The sequence below is a fragment of the Microbacterium sp. NPDC058342 genome (assembly GCF_042723935.1).
GTDB lineage: Bacteria > Actinomycetota > Actinomycetes > Actinomycetales > Microbacteriaceae > Microbacterium.
In genome coordinates this window covers 1,942,423-1,960,895 of record NZ_JBHXID010000001.1, presented here as the reverse complement: position 1 = coordinate 1,960,895, position 18,473 = coordinate 1,942,423, and the positions used below count along the sequence as shown (strand labels likewise).

Annotated in this window: 17 protein-coding genes; 12 read left to right on the top strand and 5 right to left on the bottom strand. The window is 68.6% G+C overall.

The features are described from left to right. Positions 1-6: 6 nt before the first annotated feature. From ACFWHT_RS09160 to ACFWHT_RS09130, 7 genes are all read left to right on the top strand, one after another. Entirely contained in the window at positions 7-648 is a 642-nt protein-coding gene (locus ACFWHT_RS09160) for an ATP-dependent Clp protease proteolytic subunit (protein ID WP_378827551.1), read from the top strand. 628 nt (positions 649-1,276) lie between these two features. Then, the gene (locus tag ACFWHT_RS09155; protein WP_378827967.1) at positions 1,277-1,855 is read left to right on the top strand and encodes a sugar-binding transcriptional regulator; all 579 of its coding nucleotides are present in this window, start codon (positions 1,277-1,279) and stop codon (positions 1,853-1,855) included. After that, positions 1,852-2,853 carry a deoxyribose-phosphate aldolase gene (deoC, locus tag ACFWHT_RS09150; RefSeq protein ID WP_378827549.1) on the top strand — a complete coding sequence of 334 codons (1,002 nt, stop codon included), beginning with the start codon at positions 1,852-1,854 and terminating at the stop codon, positions 2,851-2,853. The genes ACFWHT_RS09155 and deoC overlap by 4 nt, the downstream gene beginning before the upstream one ends. Positions 2,854-2,867: 14 nt before the next feature. After that, on the top strand, positions 2,868-4,310 hold the full coding sequence (locus ACFWHT_RS09145; protein ID WP_378827547.1) for an aldehyde dehydrogenase family protein: 1,443 nt from the start codon (positions 2,868-2,870) through the stop codon (positions 4,308-4,310). Next, positions 4,307-5,176 (top strand): aldehyde dehydrogenase family protein, encoded by an 870-nt coding sequence (locus tag ACFWHT_RS09140; RefSeq protein WP_378827546.1) that lies wholly within the window; start codon positions 4,307-4,309, stop codon positions 5,174-5,176. Before ACFWHT_RS09145 ends, ACFWHT_RS09140 begins: the two co-directional genes overlap by 4 nt. 158 nt (positions 5,177-5,334) lie before the next feature. Beyond that, entirely contained in the window at positions 5,335-6,603 is a 1,269-nt protein-coding gene (gene clpX / locus ACFWHT_RS09135) for an ATP-dependent Clp protease ATP-binding subunit ClpX (protein ID WP_378827545.1), read from the top strand. Between the two features lie 16 nt (positions 6,604-6,619). Beyond that, the gene (locus tag ACFWHT_RS09130; protein ID WP_378827543.1) at positions 6,620-7,150 is read left to right on the top strand and encodes an NUDIX hydrolase; all 531 of its coding nucleotides are present in this window, start codon (positions 6,620-6,622) and stop codon (positions 7,148-7,150) included. Positions 7,151-7,156: 6 nt separating this feature from the next. On the opposite strand, the gene ACFWHT_RS09125 is transcribed toward ACFWHT_RS09130, so the two are convergent. Both ACFWHT_RS09125 and ACFWHT_RS09120 read right to left on the bottom strand, forming a co-directional pair. Continuing rightward, positions 7,157-9,208, bottom strand: a complete 2,052-nt coding sequence (locus tag ACFWHT_RS09125) for a M3 family metallopeptidase (RefSeq protein ID WP_378827542.1) — start codon at positions 9,206-9,208, stop codon at positions 7,157-7,159. A gap of 35 nt (positions 9,209-9,243) precedes the next feature. Next, positions 9,244-10,152 (bottom strand): LysR family transcriptional regulator, encoded by a 909-nt coding sequence (locus tag ACFWHT_RS09120; protein WP_378827540.1) that lies wholly within the window; start codon positions 10,150-10,152, stop codon positions 9,244-9,246. An 88-nt stretch (positions 10,153-10,240) separates the two neighbouring features. Between ACFWHT_RS09120 and tdh the strand changes: the two genes are divergently transcribed. The 4 genes from tdh to ACFWHT_RS09100 all read left to right on the top strand — a co-directional run bounded on the left by tdh (position 10,241) and on the right by ACFWHT_RS09100 (position 13,366). After that, positions 10,241-11,284, top strand: coding sequence for an L-threonine 3-dehydrogenase (gene tdh / locus ACFWHT_RS09115; protein WP_378827538.1), 1,044 nt, complete (start codon positions 10,241-10,243; stop codon positions 11,282-11,284). Then, positions 11,284-12,462, top strand: coding sequence for a glycine C-acetyltransferase (locus ACFWHT_RS09110; RefSeq protein WP_378827965.1), 1,179 nt, complete (start codon positions 11,284-11,286; stop codon positions 12,460-12,462). The genes tdh and ACFWHT_RS09110 overlap by 1 nt, the downstream gene beginning before the upstream one ends. Positions 12,463-12,536: 74 nt before the next feature. After that, the gene (locus ACFWHT_RS09105) at positions 12,537-13,145 is read left to right on the top strand and encodes an ArsR/SmtB family transcription factor (protein ID WP_378827536.1); all 609 of its coding nucleotides are present in this window, start codon (positions 12,537-12,539) and stop codon (positions 13,143-13,145) included. A 2-nt stretch (positions 13,146-13,147) separates the two neighbouring features. Next, complete coding sequence (locus tag ACFWHT_RS09100) at positions 13,148-13,366, top strand: hypothetical protein (RefSeq protein WP_378827533.1); 219 nt, start codon at positions 13,148-13,150, stop codon at positions 13,364-13,366. Positions 13,367-13,386: 20 nt separating this feature from the next. Here ACFWHT_RS09100 and ACFWHT_RS09095 read toward each other — a convergent pair whose 3' ends face one another. Next, the gene (locus ACFWHT_RS09095; RefSeq protein WP_378827531.1) at positions 13,387-14,826 is read right to left on the bottom strand and encodes an MDR family MFS transporter; all 1,440 of its coding nucleotides are present in this window, start codon (positions 14,824-14,826) and stop codon (positions 13,387-13,389) included. A gap of 72 nt (positions 14,827-14,898) precedes the next feature. Between ACFWHT_RS09095 and ACFWHT_RS09090 the strand changes: the two genes are divergently transcribed. Further along, complete coding sequence (locus ACFWHT_RS09090; RefSeq protein WP_378827529.1) at positions 14,899-15,501, top strand: TetR/AcrR family transcriptional regulator; 603 nt, start codon at positions 14,899-14,901, stop codon at positions 15,499-15,501. A gap of 21 nt (positions 15,502-15,522) precedes the next feature. Here the strand turns inward: ACFWHT_RS09090 and ACFWHT_RS09085 are convergent, their stop codons facing one another. Continuing rightward, a complete protein-coding gene (locus ACFWHT_RS09085) occupies positions 15,523-15,738 on the bottom strand; it encodes a hypothetical protein (protein WP_378827527.1) in 216 nt (71 codons plus the stop codon). Then, positions 15,738-18,326, bottom strand: a complete 2,589-nt coding sequence (valS, locus tag ACFWHT_RS09080; RefSeq protein ID WP_378827525.1) for a valine--tRNA ligase — start codon at positions 18,324-18,326, stop codon at positions 15,738-15,740. Before valS ends, ACFWHT_RS09085 begins: the two co-directional genes overlap by 1 nt. Positions 18,327-18,473 lie beyond the last annotated feature (147 nt).

Here is an 18,473-nt window from a genome sequence, read left to right as displayed (position 1 = left end):
GAACACATGTACACACCCACCTTCCGCGCCGCCGGCAGCCTGCCCTCGAGCCGCTACATCCTCCCGCAGTTCGAGGAGCGCACCGCCTACGGCTTCAAGCGCCAGGACCCGTACAACAAGCTCTTCGAGGACCGCGTGATCTTCCTCGGAGTGCAGGTCGACGACGCCTCGGCCGACGACGTGATGGCGCAGCTGCTCGTGCTCGAGAGCCAGGACTCCGAGCGCGACATCACGATGTACATCAACTCGCCCGGCGGCTCGTTCACGGCCATGACGGCGATCTACGACACTATGCAGTACGTGGCGCCGCAGATCCAGACGGTCGTCCTCGGGCAGGCGGCTTCTGCGGCATCCGTGCTCCTCGCCGCCGGTGCCCCGGGCAAGCGACTCGCCCTGCCCAACGCCCGCGTGCTGATGCACCAGCCGGCGATGGGCGAGGCCGGCCACGGCCAGGCCTCCGACATCGAGATCCAGGCCGCCGAGATCCTGCGTATGCGCACCTGGCTCGAGGAGACCATGGCCCGCCACACCGGCAAGCCGGTGGAGCAAGTCAATCGCGACATCGACCGCGACAAGATCCTCTCGGCAGCCGAGGCTCTCGAGTACGGCATCGTCGATCAGGTGCTCACCTCGCGCAAGCGCGGCTGACACGCACCATCACGAAGAGCGGTCCGGGACACCTCGGGCCGCTCTTCTCGCGTGTGCGCTTCGCGCGGACTTGTGCGCGTCGCGCGGACGTTCTCGTCGGATTCGTCCGCGGCAAGCGCACATCTCCGCGCGGGGCGTACGGTGCAGGCGGCGCGGAACGGGAGGATGCCGGCCCGCGGATGCGCATGAGGGGCGGCCCGTGCTGCTCATCTGAGCAGACGCGTGCGCGTGCGTCGGCGGAATCGTAGGCTGGACGCGAAGGAGGATGCCGTGGACGACGAACTGCTGATGGTCCGTGTGGCCGAGCTCTCGTACGACGAGAACAAGACGCAGGACGAGATCGGCGCACTCCTCGGAATCTCGCGATGGAAGGCCGGGCGTCTGCTCGTGCAGGCGCGGGAGCGCGGCATCGTGCGCATCGAGATCGTGCATCCGCGGGCCCGCCGACTCGGCCTCGAACGCGCGCTGGTCGAGCGCTTCGGTCTCAAGGACGCGGTCGTCGTGCCTGCACCGGACGAGCAGCACGCCGTCCTCGACCGGGTGGCCCGCGCCGCCGCCGACATGCTCGCAGCGCTGCGACCCGTCCCGCGCACCCTCGCCGTGAGCCGGGGGGCGCACCCTCACGGCGATCGCCGACGCACTGCCGGACGGCTGGGCACGCGGCGTCACGGTCGTGCAGGCCAACGGGGGAGTGAGCCTGAACAGGCGATCGGGCGGGGCGGCTTCCGTCGCGATGACCATCGCCCAGCGCGGCTCGGGACAGGCGGTGCTTCTGCCCAGTCCCGCGATCCTCGAGCGCGTCGAGACCAAGCAGGCGATCGAGTCCGACCGCACGGTCGCATCCACCCTCGACCAGGCGGCACAGGCCAGCACCTTCCTCTTCACGGCCGGGCCGTGCGATCCGGCGTCCGCGCATGTCGAGAACGGATACCTCACCGCACACGACATGACCGAGCTGGCCCGCCGCGGCGCCGTGGGAGATCTGCTCGGGCGCTACATCGATGCGGAAGGGAACATCGTCGATCCCCGGCTCGACGCCCGCACCGTCGGCGTCGGACTCGACCAGGTGCGCGCAGCGCCTCGCTCCATCTTCGTCACCGCCGGCGCCGCCAAGCACGACATCGCGCGTACAGTCGTCAGCAACGGACTGTGCAACGTCCTGGTGACCGACGAATCCACCGCCCTCGAACTCCTGGAGGAGATGTGACCACCACAGAACTCACACGGCGAAACGCCGTCGACGTCCTGGGCGGTGAGCCCGACGACGCGACCCTGCGCCGGTTCCTGCACGGCCTGCCCGGCGTCGACGCGGTGGGCCTCGAGCAGCGCGCCGCCGGACTCGGCACGCGCTCGATCAAGACCACCTCGAAGGCCTGGGCCCTCGACAGGATCATCTCGCTGATCGATCTCACCACGCTCGAAGGCGCCGACACCGCGGGCAAGGTCCGCTCGCTGGTCGCGAAGGCGAAGACCCCCGACGCATCCGACCCGACCACCCCGCTGGTGGCCGCGGTGTGCGTGTACGGCGACATGGTCGGGCACGCCGTGGAGGCCCTCGGAGCGCTGCACGGCGACCCGGATGACGGGCGCATCTCGGTCGCGGCGGTCGCGACGGCATTCCCGTCGGGGCGCGCGTCACTCGAGGTGAAGCTGGCCGACACGGCGGATGCCGTGGCCGCGGGCGCCGACGAGATCGACATGGTCATCGACCGCGGGGCATTCCTCGAGGGGCGCTACGGGCTGGTCTTCGACCAGATCGCACGCGTCAAAGAGGCGTGCCGTCGTGAGGACGGCAGCTACGCGTCGCTCAAGGTCATCATGGAGACCGGCGAGCTGAACACCTACGACAACATCAAGCGCGCCTCCTGGCTGTCGATCCTCGCCGGCGGCGACTTCATCAAGACCTCCACGGGGAAGGTGCAGCCGGCCGCCACGCTGCCCACAACCCTGCTCATGCTCGAGACCGTCCGCGATTGGCACCGCGCCACCGGCGAGAGGATCGGCGTGAAGCCGGCCGGTGGCATCCGCTCGTCGAAGGACGCGATCAAGTACCTCGTCACGGTCGCCGAGACCGCGGGGGAGGAGTGGCTGCAGCCGCACCTGTTCCGCTTCGGCGCGTCGAGCCTGCTCAACGACGTGCTGCTGCAGCGCCAGAAGATCACGACCGGCCATTACTCCGGCCCCGACTACGTCACCATCGACTGACAGGGAGATCAGATATGTCATTCCTGGAATACGCTCCCGCGCCCGAATCGAAGGCGATCCTGAAGCTCAAGGACAGCTACGGGCTGTTCATCGACGGCGAGTTCGTCGACGGCAGCGGTTCGAGCTTCCACACGATCTCGCCCGCGGATGAGAGCCGCATCGGGGAGATCGCTTCGGCATCCGACGAGGACATCGATCGCGCCGTGGCCGCTGCGCGGCGCGCGCACGACAAGGTGTGGTCCAAGATGAGCGGCCGCGACCGGGGCAAGTACCTGTTCCGCATCGCGCGCCTGGTGCAGGAGCGCGCACGAGAGCTGGCCGTCGCGGAAAGTCTCGACAACGGCAAGCCCATCAAGGAGAGCCGTGACGTGGATGTGCCGCTCGTCGCGGCGTGGTTCTTCTACTACGCGGGGTGGGCGGACAAGCTCGACTACGCCGGACTCGGCGCGAACCCGAGGGCACTGGGCGTGGCGGGTCAGGTGATCCCCTGGAACTTCCCGCTGCTCATGCTCGCCTGGAAGATCGCTCCGGCTCTGGCGGCGGGGAACACCGTTGTGCTGAAGCCGGCGGAGACCACGCCGCTCACGGCGCTGATCTTCGCCGAGATCCTGCAGCAGGCGGATCTTCCCGCGGGCGTGGTCAACATCGTCACGGGGGCCGGCCCCACGGGGGCGACGCTCGTGCGCCACCCGGACGTCGACAAGGTCGCCTTCACCGGTTCCACCGGCGTCGGCCGCGACATCGCCCGGGCGATCGCAGGAACCGACAAGCGCGTCACACTCGAGCTCGGCGGCAAGGCCGCGAACATCGTGTTCGACGACGCCCCCATCGACCAGGCGGTCGAGGGCATCGTGAACGGCATCTTCTTCAACCAGGGCCACGTCTGCTGCGCGGGCAGCCGCCTGCTGGTGCAGGAGTCGATCCACGACGAGGTCGTCGACCGGCTCAAGCACCGCCTGTCGACCCTGCGCCTGGGAGATCCGCTCGACAAGAACACCGACATCGGTGCGATCAACTCCGCCGCACAGCTGGCCCGCATCCGCGAGCTCAGCGACATCGGCGAGGCCGAGGGCGCCGAGCGCTGGACGGCGGACTGCGCCATCCCGGAGAAGGGCTTCTGGTTCGCACCCACGATCTTCACCGGTGTCGAGGCGTCGAGCCGCATCGCCCGTGACGAGATCTTCGGCCCCGTGCTGTCCGTGCTCACCTTCCGCACCCCGGCTGAGGCTGTCGCCAAGGCGAACAACACGCCGTACGGTCTGTCCGCCGGGATCTGGAGCGACAAGGGATCCCGCATCCTCGCCGTCGCCGATCGGCTGCGTGCCGGCGTCGTGTGGGCGAACACCTTCAACCGCTTCGACCCGTCGAGTCCGTTCGGCGGCTACAAGGAATCCGGCTACGGCCGTGAGGGCGGCCGTCACGGCCTGACCGCGTACCTCAAGGGAGCATCGGCATGAGCAAGCGACCCACCGACACCAACCGGCTCAGCGTTCCGAAGACGTACAAGCTCGCGATCGGAGGAGCCTTCCCGCGCAGCGAGTCGGGCCGCACCTACGAGGTGCTCTCCGCCCAGGGCGCCTTTCTCGCCAACGCCGCGCAGGCATCCCGGAAGGATGCCAGGGACGCGGTGGTCGCGGCGCGCAGCGCCGTGAAGGGCTGGTCGGGCGCGACCGCCTACAACCGCGGACAGGTGCTGTACCGTGTCGCGGAGATGCTGGAGGGGCGCCGCGCGCAGTTCATCGACGAGATCGTCGATCAGGAGGGCGTCTCGGCCGCCGCGGCAGGCGCTCAGGTGGACGCCGCGATCGACCTGTGGGTCTGGTACGCCGGCTGGTGCGACAAGTACGCGCAGGTGGGCGGCAACGCCAACCCGGTGGCGGGTCCCTACTTCAACATCTCGGTTCCCGAGCCCACCGGCGTGGTCGCGATCGTCGCGCCGCAGGACTCGTCGCTGCTCGGCCTGGTGTCCGTCATCGCGCCGGCGCTGGTCACCGGCAACACGGTGGTCGTGATCGCCAGCGAGCGCTTCCCGCTCTCGGCGATCAGCCTGGCCGAGGTGCTCGCGACCAGCGACGTTCCTGGGGGTGTCGCGAACGTGCTCACCGGCTCGCCCGCCGAGATCACGCCGTGGCTCGCCTCGCACGCCGACGTGAACGCGATCGACCTGGCCGGTGCCGGGGACCTGGACTGGGTCGACTTCGAGATCGCGGCCGCCGACACGCTCAAGCGCGTGCTGCGACCGGGCGTGGTCGACCAGAGCCTGGACCGGATCACCGCGTTCACCGAGACGAAGACCGTCTGGCACACCAAGAGCATGGTGTGACGCGCCGATCCGCATCCGGCAGTCAGGGCCCGGTTCCGCTGACGGCGGACCGGGCCCTGCCGCGTGCGCGCCAATGCGGCCCGGTGTCGGTCCATCCGGTTAGGCTCGATTGACGGCACCAGGACCCCGCCTGGCCGCTCGCTTCGAGGAGGACGCGCATGGCACGCATCGGTGAGAGCGCTGACCTGTTCAAATGCTCTTTCTGCGGCAAGAGCCAGAAGCAGGTGCAGCAGCTGATCGCCGGCCCCGGCGTATACATCTGCGACGAGTGCGTCGAGTTGTGCAACGAGATCATCGAGGAGCGGATGGCCGAGGCCGGCAGCGGTCCCGTCGCCGACTTCGAGCTGCCCAAACCGCGCGAGATCTTCTCCTTCCTCGAGGAGTACGTCGTCGGGCAGGACGCGGCCAAGCGCTCGCTCGCGGTCGCCGTCTACAACCACTACAAGCGCGTGCGGGCTCGCGGCACGATCCAGTCCGCCGAACAGAAGGCGGAAGAGGTCGAGGTCGCCAAGAGCAACATCCTCATGCTCGGTCCGACCGGATGCGGCAAGACCTACCTCGCGCAGACCCTGGCCAAGCGCCTCAATGTGCCCTTCGCCGTCGCCGACGCGACCGCGCTCACCGAGGCCGGTTACGTCGGAGAAGACGTCGAGAACATCCTGCTCAAGCTCCTGCAGGCGGCCGACTACGACACCAAGCGCGCCGAGACGGGCATCATCTACATCGACGAGATCGACAAGATCGCTCGCAAGGCCGAGAACCCCTCCATCACCCGCGACGTGTCGGGCGAGGGCGTGCAGCAGGCGCTGCTGAAGATCCTCGAGGGGACCGTGGCCTCCGTGCCTCCGCAGGGCGGCCGCAAGCATCCGCACCAGGAGTTCCTGCAGATCGACACCACGAATGTGCTGTTCATCGTCGCCGGCGCGTTCGCGGGCCTGGAAGACATCATCTCGGCACGGGTGGGCAAGCACGGCGTCGGCTTCGGCGCGCCTCTGCACGACAAGGGCAAGGACCTCGACCTGTTCGGCGAGGTCCTCCCCGAGGATCTGCACAAGTTCGGTCTGATCCCCGAGTTCATCGGCCGTCTTCCCGTCGTCACCTCCGTGTCGCCGCTGGACCAGGATGCGCTGATCGACATCCTCACCGGCCCGCGCAATGCGCTGGTCAAGCAGTACCAGCGCATGTTCGAGATCGACGGCGTCCAGTTGGAGTTCGAGGACGACGCGCTGCGCGCGATCGCCGACCTGGCGGTGCTCCGCAAGACCGGAGCACGTGGTCTGCGCGCCATCCTGGAGGACGTGCTGGGACCGATCATGTTCGAGATCCCGTCGGCGGAGGACGTCACGAAGGTGGTCGTCACGAAGTCGGCGGTCGAAGAGGGGGCTGCGCCCACCGTCGTGATGTCGCGCAAGCGCAAGAGCGCCTGACCGGCGGATCCGGAAGATGGGCGCCCGGCCGACACCGTGGCACGTTCGCAACAGCCGCACGATCGTCTCGGACCGCTGGATCCGCCTTCGCGCGGACGACTGCGAAGACGCCCTGGGCCGCAGGATCGCACCGTACTACGTGCTCGAACCCGACGACTGGATCTCGGTGCTGGCACTGAGCGCCTCCGGTGAGGCCCTCGTCGTCGAGGAGTATCGGCACGGGGCCGGCATCGTGGCGCTCGGAACCATCGGTGGCGCGGTCGAGGCGGGAGAGCAGCCGGCTGATGCCGCACGACGCGAGCTGCTCGAGGAGACCGGTTTCACGGCATCCGAGATGATCGAGCTCGGCGCGACCTGGGCCAACTTCGGCAACCACGCCAATCGCGTGCACCACTTCCTCGCGAAGGGGTGCGTCCGCGTCGCCGAGCAGTCGCTCGACGACAGCGAGACGATCACCGTGCACGCGGTGCCGGTCGCAGACCTCGGTCAGCAGCTGCTGCAGAGCTTCCACCAGCTCACCTGGTACAAGGCCCTCGCCCATCTCTGAGCGGGGTCAGTCCTCGAGACCACGCCTCCTCAGCAACGGGGCGATGTCGGCATCCCGGCCACGGAAGTCGCGGTAGGCCTCAAGCGGGTCCTTTGACCCGCCGACGCCCAGCAGCCGGTCGCGGAACCGCTCGCCGTTCTCGCGAGTGAGCCCGCCGTTTTCGCGGAACCACTCGACGGTGTCCGCGTCGAGCACCTCGCTCCAGATGTACGAGTAATAGCCCGCGCTGTACCCGCCCGAGAAGACGTGGGCGAAGTACGTCGACGAGTACCGTGTCGGGACCAGCGGGTTCGCGAGGCCGATGTCGGCGAGGGCGGATGCCTCGAAGCCGACGACGTCCTCGACATCCGCTCCGTCGGCGACGCGGTGCCACGCCTGGTCCAGCCACGCGGCAGCCAGGTACTCGGCGGTCGCGCGGCCCTGGTCGAAGGTCTCGGTCGCGCGAAGCCGCTCGACGATCACCGGGTCCAGTGCCTCGCCGGTCTCGTGGTGGCGGGCGTAGTTGCCGAGCACCTCGCTCCACAGGATCCACATCTCGTTCACCTGACTGGGGAACTCCACGAAGTCCCGGAACACGTTCGTGCCGGCGAAGTGCGGATACGTCACGCGCGCGAACAGCCCGTGCAGGGCGTGTCCGAACTCGTGGAAGAGGGTGGTGACCTGGTCGAGGGTGAGCAGGGTCGGCTGCCCGTCGCCGGGTCGCGTCACGTTGAGGTTGTTGACCACCACCGGCAGGGTTCCGCGCAACGCGGACTGGCTGACGATGGGGTTCATCCACGCTCCACCTCGCTTGGAGTCGCGCGTGTAGAGGTCGAGCACGTAGAGTCCCACCGCCGAGCCGTCGGAATCGTGCACCTCGAAGATCCGGGCATCCGGATGATAGGCCAGCAGGTCGTCGCGCTCGGTGAAGGTCACGCCGTAGAGCAGGGTCGCGGCGAAGAACACGCCGTCGCGCAGCACCCTCTCGGCCTCGAACCAGGGACGAAGCGCCGCTGTGTCGATGTCGTACCGAGCCTGCCGGACCTTCTCCGTGTAGAACGCCCAGTCATGCGCTTCGAGTGCGAACGGCGCCGATTCGGTGGAGTCGATGATCTCCTGCAGAGCGACCCTCTCGCGATCGACGTTGCGCGCTGCGGGAGCCGCGAGCTCCCGCAGCATGCGTTCGACGGCCTCCGGCGTGCCCGCCGTCTGGTCGGACGTCACATATGCGGCGTGCGACGGATGCCCGAGCAGGGCGGCGCGCTCCGCGCGCAGTCGCACGATCTCGGTGAGCACTGCACGGTTGTCGTTCGCGTTCCCACGCGACGCGCGCGACCGCGACGCCTCCAGGAGGCGACGACGACTCTCACGGACCGTCAGCGCGGAGAGGTAGGGGTGGCCGCTGAACAGGGGGAGGCCGACGAGATGGAGACCCTCGTGCCCGCGGTCCGCAGCGGCCCGCGCCGTCGCGCTGAGCTCGCCCGCCGTCAGCCCGTCGAGTTCCGCTGCGTCATCGAACAGCACGGCGAGATCGTTCGTGTCGTTCAGGAGGTTCTTCTCGAACACGGCGCTCAGCGTCGACAGGCGCTTGTTCAGTTCGGTCAGGTGCGATTTCGCCTCGTCGCCGAGGGCGGCGCCGGCGTGCGTCATCTCACGGAAGTGCCGCTCGACGAGGTAGCGCTGCTCTGCATCCAGGTCGAGCTCGTCGAGCTGGTCGTGCACCTGGGAGACGCGCCGGTACAGCTCACCGTCGAGCCGGATCGCGTCGTCATGCGCCGCCATGAGCGGTGCGAGCTCCTCATCGATCGCCTGGATCTGCGGTGTCGCGTCGGCCGAGCTCACGGTGTAGAACGCGTGCGCCACCCGGTCGAGCAGCTCGCCGCTGCGCTCCAGCGCCTCGATCGTGTTCGCGAACGTCGGCACGGACCGCACCCGGGTGATCGCGCTCACTTCGGCGAGCTGCTCCTGAAACGCCCGTGCGAAGGCGGGCAGGTAGTGCTCGGGCCGGATCGCCGCGAAGTCGGGCAGGCCGTACGGCAGGGATGAGGGCTGCAGCAGCGGGTTGGAGAGCTCGGTCATCCCTCGAGCCTATGACCTGGGCCTCGGCGCACCGCTCACCTGCTGAGGCGCGCCATCACACCCTGCAGCGCCTCGGTCACGGAGCGGACCGATCGGCGGCGGAGGTTCTCGGGCCGTGCGAGCACATCGATCGAGCGGAGCGTGTTCACACCCTCCAGCGGCAGTCGGACGATGTCGCGATCGTCCACGCTCCGCGAGGTGTATCGGGGCAGCATGCCGATGGCGTCACCGGTCGCGACCACCGCGGCCACCGCGCCGTAATCGTTGATGCGGTGATGCACTTGCACCGGACGGTTGGCGACAGCCGCCACCGCCCTCAGCACGTCGTCCGGCGAGTAGCCGATGCGGCTCGTCACCCAGTTCTCACCTGCGACGTCGGCCGGGGACAGCGAATCGCGGGAGGCGAGCGGATGCGAACGCGCTACGGCGACATCCAGGGGCTCACGCACGAGGGTCAGACTGCGGATGCCGCTGACCGGCCAGGGGGCGGAATGCTGCATCCGGTGCGCCAGCACCAGATCGTAGCGCGCGGTGAGGGCGGGGAACTCGCTCTGAGCGACGTCCTCGTCCGTCAGATGCACGATCGGCGACGGATCGGATGCCGCGAGAGCGCGCAGGAGCGGTCCGAACAGCGCCTGACCCACGCTGTGGAATCCGCTCACCGACACCGGTCCTGTCGCGTCGTGCTCGAACTCGTCCAACGCGCTGCGCGCCGCCGCCATCGCATCGATCGCATCGGCGCCGGCCGTCGCCAGAACCTCACCGGCCGCCGTCAGAACCAGCGTGCGCCCCTGTTTGCGTGTCAGCGGAGTCCGCACTCCCCGCTGCAGCGCCGCCAGCTGCTGCGACACGGCGGAGGGCGTCACGCGCAGCGCCTCGGCGACGGCCGTCACGCTGCCGAGCGCTCCCAGCTCTCGAAGGATCTGAAGCTGATGGAGTTCCATGCCCGCCATCTTATGTTTTAGGGCTTCTGAATGGATTGTGCAGGAACTGGTGATTGATCTACATCGTCCGGTGCGGTCGTATCGAAGCATGAAGGCTCTTTTCAAGCCCGCCGCCGCCCCCGGGCTCGAGCTCGCAGACCGCCCGGACCCGACCGCAGGGGCGGAGGATGTGATCATCCGGGTGCTGCGAACCGGGATCTGCGGCACCGACCTGCACATCCGACGCTGGGACGACTGGGCCGACTCCGCGGTCGAGGCGCCGCTCATCCCCGGACACGAGTTCTCCGGCGAGGTGGTCGAGGTTGGATCTCTCGTGCGCGACATCGCCGTCGGCGATCGTGTCTCCGGCGAGGGCCACATCGTCTGCGGCACCTGCCGCAACTGCCGGGCGGGACGCCGGCACATGTGCATCCGCACGATCGGGCTCGGCGTCCAGCGCGACGGAGCGTTCGCCGAGTTCGTGTCGCTGCCGGCGACCAACGTGTGGGTGCATCACGACGATGTCACCCCCGAGCTCGGCGCGATCTTCGATCCGCTCGGCAACGCCGTCCACACGGCCCTGACCTTCCCCCTCGTCGGAGAGGACGTGCTGGTGACGGGATGCGGCCCGATCGGGCTGATGGCGATCGCCGTCGCCCGGCATGCCGGCGCACGTTTCATCACCGCGACCGATGTCAGTGCACCCCGGTTGGCCATGGCGGCGACGATGGGCGCCGATCAGGTCATCGACGTCTCGAAGCACGACATCCGTGAGGCGCAGGTCGCTCTCGGGATGCGTGAGGGGTTCGACGTCGGGTTCGAGATGAGCGGCGCGCCGAGCGCCCTGCCCGCGATGATCGACAACATGAACCACGGCGGGCGCATCGCCATGCTCGGGCTTCCCGGCGTCGGCTTCGACATCGACTGGGGCAAACTCGTCACCCACATGCTCACCATCAAGGGCATCTACGGCCGGGAGATGTTCGAGACGTGGAACGCCATGGGGGCGATGCTGCAGACCAGTGCTGCACTGCGCGACTCGATCGGCCGGGTCATCGCAGAGGTGATCCCCGCCCGGGACTGGGAAAGAGGGTTCGCCGCCGCCGAGGCCGCGGGCACGGGCAAGATCATCCTCGATTGGACGGAACTCTGATGTACAGCACCTTCAAGACGCACCTCGAGACCGAGCTCGCTGGAATCGAGGAGGCCGGGCTCACCAAGCACGAACGGGGCATCCGCGGACCGCAGAGCGCCGAGATCACCGCCGGCGGTGCGGAGATGCTGAACTTCTGCGCCAACAACTATCTCGGCCTCGCCGATGACGGCCGCATCCTCGATGCGGCCAGGGGTGCCCTGGACGAGTGGGGATACGGCATGGCGAGCGTGCGTTTCATCTGCGGCACGCAGGAGCAGCATCTGGAGCTCGAGCGTCGACTGTCGGCCTTCCTCGGAACCGAGGACGCCATCCTGTACTCGTCCTGCTTCGACGCGAACGGCGGCGTGTTCGAGACCCTCTTCTCGGCGGAGGACGCCATCATCTCCGACGAGCTCAACCACGCGTCCATCATCGACGGCATCCGGCTCTCCAAGGCGCGCCGCCTGCGCTACCGCAACCGTGACATGGCCGATCTGGAGCAGCAGCTGAAGGATGCTGCCGACGCGCGATTCCGGGTGATCGTCACCGACGGCGTCTTCTCGATGGACGGGTACATCGCGCCGCTGCGGGAGATCTGTGATCTCGCCGAGCGCTACGACGCGCTCGTGTTCGTCGACGACTCGCATGCGGTGGGCTTCATCGGCGAGAACGGTCGAGGGACGCCGGAACTGTGCGGCGTGTCGGACCGCGTGGACATCTACACGGGCACCTTCGGCAAGGCCCTCGGCGGCGCGTCGGGCGGATATGTCGCCTCGCATCGGGATGTCGTGGCGCTGCTGCGCCAGCGCTCACGGCCCTACCTGTTCTCGAACACGCTGGCACCGGCCATCGTCGCCGGAACGCTCACCGCTCTCGACCTCGTCGAGGGTTCGGCCGACCTGCGTGCGCGTCTGCGGGAGAATGCGTCGCTCTTCCGTGAACGGATGACGTCGGCGGGCTTCGAACTGCTGCCGGGAGAGCACCCGATAGTGCCCGTGATGTTCGGGGACGCCGGGATGACGGCGCGTATCGCGAATGAGATGCAGGCGCACGGCGTCTACGTCACGGCGTTCAGCTTTCCGGTCGTCCCCCGCGGGCGCGCGCGCATCCGCGTGCAGCTCTCCGCGGCCCACACCCGGGACCAGATCGAACGCTGCGTCGCCGCTTTCGTCGCGGCCCGCGCCGCCGCGAGCTGACGCGGAGGCTGTGCAAAGAACCTATTGCAAAGAAACACTTGCAAAGATGGGTTTGCAAGTGTATCTTTGCATCCATGACGGAGAACAGGCAGGTCCGCACCCTCGACGCCGGCGCGCTGAAGGCGCTCGCGCACCCACTGCGCGTGCGCATCTATGACCTGCTCAGCGAGCGCGGACCGCAGACGGCCAGCTCGCTCGCTGCGCTGATCGGCGAGACCTCCGGCTCGACGAGCTATCACCTGCGCGCGCTCGCGGCGCACGATCTGATCCGCGAGGTGCGTGACCGCGGAACCGCCCGGGAGCGCTGGTGGGAGAGGCCGCGAGGGCGGATCAATCTGCCCGGCCCCGACGACAGCATGTCGCCGTCCAACCGAGCTGCCGCGCAGATCGTCACCTCGGAGTTCTTCCGCCTGCGCCATCAGACGCTGATGGACTATCTCAACCGTCCGGACTCGGAGCAGCCCGAGGAGTGGCGGGATGCCGGGCTCGTGATGACGTCGACGCTGGAGCTCACCCCCGCGCAGATGGCCGAGGTGACCGCCGAGATGAGTTCGGTCGTGAACGCGATCGTCGAGCGGTACAAGGGCCAGGAGGGCGTTTCGGGCGCCCGGCGCGTCTCGCTGCGGGCCGAGATCTTCGATCAGGCCCCACCCCGGATGCACGACGCCAGGAACGAGGAGTGATCATGACCAGTGCGACGCTTCGCCTCGCGACCCCGACGGCGCTCGAGCGTGCCCTTCGCGCCTTCGCCGTCGCGATCTCCCGCTACGTCGACCACCGCATCGCCCAACGGGCCGAGCGGCGGGAGATCGCCTTCCACACGCTGCGCGAGCAGCAGGCGCGCAGGCGGGACCCCCGCGCGCTCGACATCGCCCTGCTCTCGCTCGGCTCGCGCCCGCGCTGAGGACGCTCGTCTCGCGACCGTCAGGATGCCGCAGCGCTCGGAGTGGCGGGCGCAGCCTCCGCCGGCTCGGTCCGCGACGGCAGTGCCATGCAGACGCCCACGGCGACCACGGTGAACCCGACGGCCCACCAGAAGGCCGTGTCGAAGCCGGCAGCGAGTGCCGTGAGGTCGGTCGCGCCGCTGGTCGTCGCCTCGAGTATCACGGCCAGGATCGCCGTCCCGAAAGCGCCGCCGATCTGCTGTGCGAGCCGGGTGATGATGCTCGCGTGCGGCACCTGATCGCGTTCCAGTCCGACGAACGCGACCGACATCATCGGGATCATCAGGGTGCCCATGCCGAACCCGCGCACGAGCAGCGCGATCATCAGCCAGGTCATGTCCGTGCCGGCGTCCGCCACGGCGAAGGGGATCGTGGCCAGGCCCATGACGACGAACCCCGCGATCGCCACGCTGCGTGCTCCGAGGGAGTCGGTCAGTCGCCCGGCCATCGTGCGGCTGAGCAGCGCGCCCACCCCCTGGGGAATCAGCAGGAGCGCCGCCGCGAGCACGTCGGCGCCGCGCACGATCTGGAAGTACAGCGGCAGCAGCAGCATCGATCCGTACAGGGCGGCTCCGGACAGGAACAGGATCGCGCCCGAGGCCGCCACCGTCGGCCGCCGCAGCAGTCCGACGTCGATCAGGGCTCCCGCGCGCCGTCGCACCTGGGTGAGCACGAAGGCGATGGCCAGCGCGATTCCGGCCAGGAGGGGGAGCCAGACGTCGGTGCGGGAGAATCCGCCGTCCTGGCCGACGTTCGAGAGGCCGTACAGGATGCCGACGAGTGCGGGGGAGATGAGCACCAGGCCGCGCCAGTCGAGTGCGGGCCGGCCCTGCGGAGGATCCGAGGGGAGGAGCCGCCAGGCCAATGCCAGACCGATGACGCAGAAGGGCACGTTGATCCAGAAGATCCAGTGCCAGTCGAGCCAGGTGAGGATGAGTCCGCCGAGCGTCGGGCCCAGGATGGGCCCGAGTGCGGCGGGAAGGCTGACCATCGCCATGAGACGTCCGAGGCTCGCTCCAGCAGGAACCTGCTGGACCGCGAGCGTCGCCATGAGCGGCATCATCAGTCCGCCGCCGATGCCCTGCACGACGCGGAAGGCGATCAGGCTGGGGGCGTCCCAGGCCAGGCTGCACGCGATCGAGGCGAGCAGGAAGATCGTGAGTGCGATCATCCAGAGACGCTTTCCTCCGAGTCTCACCTGCGCCCAGCCGACGACCGGGATCGCGACGCCGAGGGCGAGCAGGTAGGCCGTGGTCACCCATTGGATCGTGCTGACGGGCGCGTCGAGGTCGCTGGCGAGTGTCGCCAGCGCGACGCTCATGATGGTTCCGTCGAAGATGACGGCCAGGCCGCCGATGACCAGCACCAGTGCCGAGATGATGGCGCTGCGGGGGATGGCGGGCGCTGTTGTCGCTGACATGTGAGCTCCTTCAGATAAGATACAGGTGTGTATCTAGCGTTGGAGTGTACGCGGATCCGATAAGATACACAAATGGATCTTGAGAAGCCGGCGAAGCGTCGCCGAGGACAAGAGCTCGAGGACGCGATCCTGGCTGCGGGCTGGGACCAGCTCGTCGAGGGCGGATACAACGCCTTCACGATCGATGCCGTCGCCGAACGGGCCGGCACCAGCCGCTCGGTGATCTATCGCCGCTGGCCCGATCGTGACGACCTGCTGGAGGCGGCACTCACCCACGGTCTGAATCAGGGACGGGAGACGACGCCGCCCGACACCGGCAGCCTGCGAGAGGACATGATCGAGGCGCTGCGACGATCGAACCGGCTGCGCGGCTCGGTCGCGCCGCTGATGAGCGTCTTCATGGGTGCCTACTACGCCGACTCCGGTCGCACGTTCGCCGAGGTGCGCGAGCGAGCGCTCGGCCCGCGAGGAGGCGGTCCGCTCGATGTCATCCTGGAGCGCGCCGTCGCCCGAGGGGAGGCGGATGCGGCCAAGCTGACCCGGCGCGTGCGGTCGGTCGCGGTCGACCTGTTCCGGCACGAGATGCTGATCACCGCCGCCCCGTTGACCGATGAGATGATCATCGAGATCGTGGACGACGTCTTCCTGCCGCTGGTGCGGCCGGATGGTCGGTGACGGAAGCCGCGGTGACGGAAGCTAGTCCTCGATGGGGCGGGCGACGACCTCGCCGGACGCGGTGAGCAGGACCTCCCATCCGGCATCCAGCTCTGCCAGCGGGCGGCCTTCCAGCCAGGTGAGGGTCCAATGGCCGGTCAATCCGCGTCCCTCGACCTCGGCGATGGCGGGGTGCAGCTCGGCCGGCACGGATGCCGGCGGCCGCGCCCCCGCGGCCCAGCGGGTCCCCAGCTGCATCACGCCTCCACCGGGGCCAGCTCGATCGCTGTGACCGCCAGCTCATCAGCCTCGGCGAAGCTCAGCTCGGCGATCCGGCCCACCGCGCGCAGGTCGTCGGCCGCCGCGCGCAGTGCCTCGATCTTCGCGGAGGGCGCCGAGATCGTGGCCGTCGACACCGGGGTCTTCTGCGAGGCCTTCGCCTCGGTCTTGGCCCGGCGGATGCCGATCAGCGCCTCACTCGCGGTCGCGAGCACCGTCGCGTCGCCGTCGATGTCGAGCGGCTCCGGCCAGGTGGCGGTATGGACCGAACCGTCCTCGAACCAGGACCAGGCCTCTTCGGTCGCGAAGGAGACGATCGGCGCGAGAAGGCGGAGCAGGGTCGAAAGCGCCAGGCGCAGCGCCAGCGCCGCAGACGCCTGGCCGACATCGGTCTGGTCGTAGGCGCGCTCCTTGACGAGCTCCAGATAGTCGTCGCAGAACGCCCAGAAGAACGCCTCGGTGACCTCGAGAGCCTTCGCCTGGTCGTAGTTCTCGTACGCCGCCGTCGCCTCGCGGACCACCCGGTCGAGCGTGGCCAGCATCGAGGCGTCGAGCGCGTGGGTGATCTGTGCGCCCTCCGGTACGGGGAACGACAGCACGAACTTCGCCGCGTTGAGGATCTTGATCGCCAGGCGCCGGCCGATCTTCACCTGGGTCGGGTTCTGCGGATCGAAGGCGGCGTCCATTCCCAGGCGGCTGGAGGCCGACCAGTAGCGCACGGCATCCGAGCCGTGCTTGTCGAGGATGTCGGCCGGGGTGACCACGTTCCCCTTCGACTTGGACATCTTCTTGCGGTCGGGGTCGACGATGAAGCCGGAGATGGCCGCGTTGCGCCACGGCGCGCGCTGGTCCTCGAGCGTCGAGCGCAGCATGGTCGAGAACAGCCAGGTGCGGATGATGTCCTGGCCCTGCGGGCGCAGGTCGAACGGAGCCACCAGGTTCCACAGCTGCTCGTCGCGCTGCCAGCCGCCGGCCAGCTGCGGGGTGAGGGACGAGGTCGCCCAGGTGTCGAAGATGTCCTTCTCGGCGTCGAAGCCGCCCGGCTCGCCGCGCTGCTGCTCGGTGTACCCCTCCGGCACGTCGCTCGTCGGGTCGATCGGCAGCCGGTCGTGCGACGGAACCATCACGCGGTCGTAGTCGCGCTCGCCGTTCTCGTCCAGGCCGTACCAGACCGGGATCGGCACGCCGAAGAAGCGCTGACGGGAGACGAGCCAGTCGCCGGTGAGCCCGCCGACCCAGTTCTCGTAGCGCACCCGCATGAAGTCCGGATGCCATGCCATCCGGCGACCGTTCTCGAGCAGCTGGTCGCGCAGCTGCTCGTCGCGGGCGCCGTTGCGGATGTACCACTGGCGGGTGGAGACGATCTCGAGCGGACGGTCGCCCTTCTCGAAGAACTTCACGGCGTGGCTGAAGGGCTTGCCCACCTCGACCAGATCGCCGGACGCCTGCAGCTGCTCCACGATCTGCTTGCGGGCGCTGAAGACGGTCTTGCCGGCCAGCTCCGCGTACGCCGCCTTGCCCGCATCCGACACGATGGCCTCGGGGGCATCCGCGAGCACCCGGCCGTCCATGCCCAGGATCGTGCGGTTGGGCAGATCCAGTTCGCGCCACCACACGATGTCGGTCACGTCGCCGAAGGTGCAGATCATGGCGATGCCGGAGCCCTTGTCGGGCTGCGCGAGGTGGTGGGCCAGCACGGGCACCTCGACGTCGAAGATCGGGGTGCGCACCGTCGACCCGAAGTACGGCTGGTAGCGCTCGTCGTCGGGGTGCGCGACCAGGGCCACGCACGCGGCGAGCAGCTCGGGACGGGTCGTCTCGATGTGGATGTCGCCCGAGCCGTCGCTCTTGTGGAACGCCACCCGATGGAAGGCGGCCTGCTGCTCGCGATCCTCGAGCTCGGCCTGCGCGATCGCGGAGCGGAAGTCGATGTCCCACAGGGTCGGCGCCAGCGACTGGTACGCCTCGCCCCGCTCCAGCCCGCGCAGGAAGGCGAGCTGGCTCTGCCGGATGGTGTCGTCCGAGATCGTGCGGTAGGTCTGGGTCCAGTCCACGCTCAGGCCCAGCTGACGGAACAGCGCCTCGAAGTGCTTCTCGTCCTCGACGGTGAGCCGCTCGCACAGCTCGATGAAGTTGCGGCGGCTGATCGGCTGCTGATCCGCGGCGCGGGACGACTTGTTGTCGCCGCCCTCGAACGGCGGCGTGAAGCCGGGGTCGTAGGGGAGCGAGGGGTCGCAGCGCACGCCGTAATAGTTCTGCACGCGACGCTCGGTGGGCAGGCCGTTGTCGTCCCAGCCCATCGGGTAGAAGACCTTCTTGCCGCGCATCCGCTCGAAGCGGGCCTTGATGTCGGTGTGCGTGTACGAGAAGACGTGGCCGATGTGCAGGCTGCCCGACGCCGTGGGCGGGGGAGTGTCGATCGAGTAGACGCACTCACGGCCGGATGCCGCGGCACCGGCGCGGTCGAACAGGAAGGTCCCCTGCTCCGACCAGCGCTCACCCCACTTCGCCTCGAGACCTTCCAATGCGGGCTTGTCGGGAATGGCGGACGCAGCGTTCTCTGACATGGAGGTCTCCTCGGGCGATGTGTGCGGCACTGTGTGAGCGTGCCTGAGTGTGGGTTGTGGGGCGATTCTATCGACACATCGCCGAACAGGCCTAGATCGACCGCGTCCAAGAATCGCGGGTAGCATGGAATGTCAACCTTCCGCACT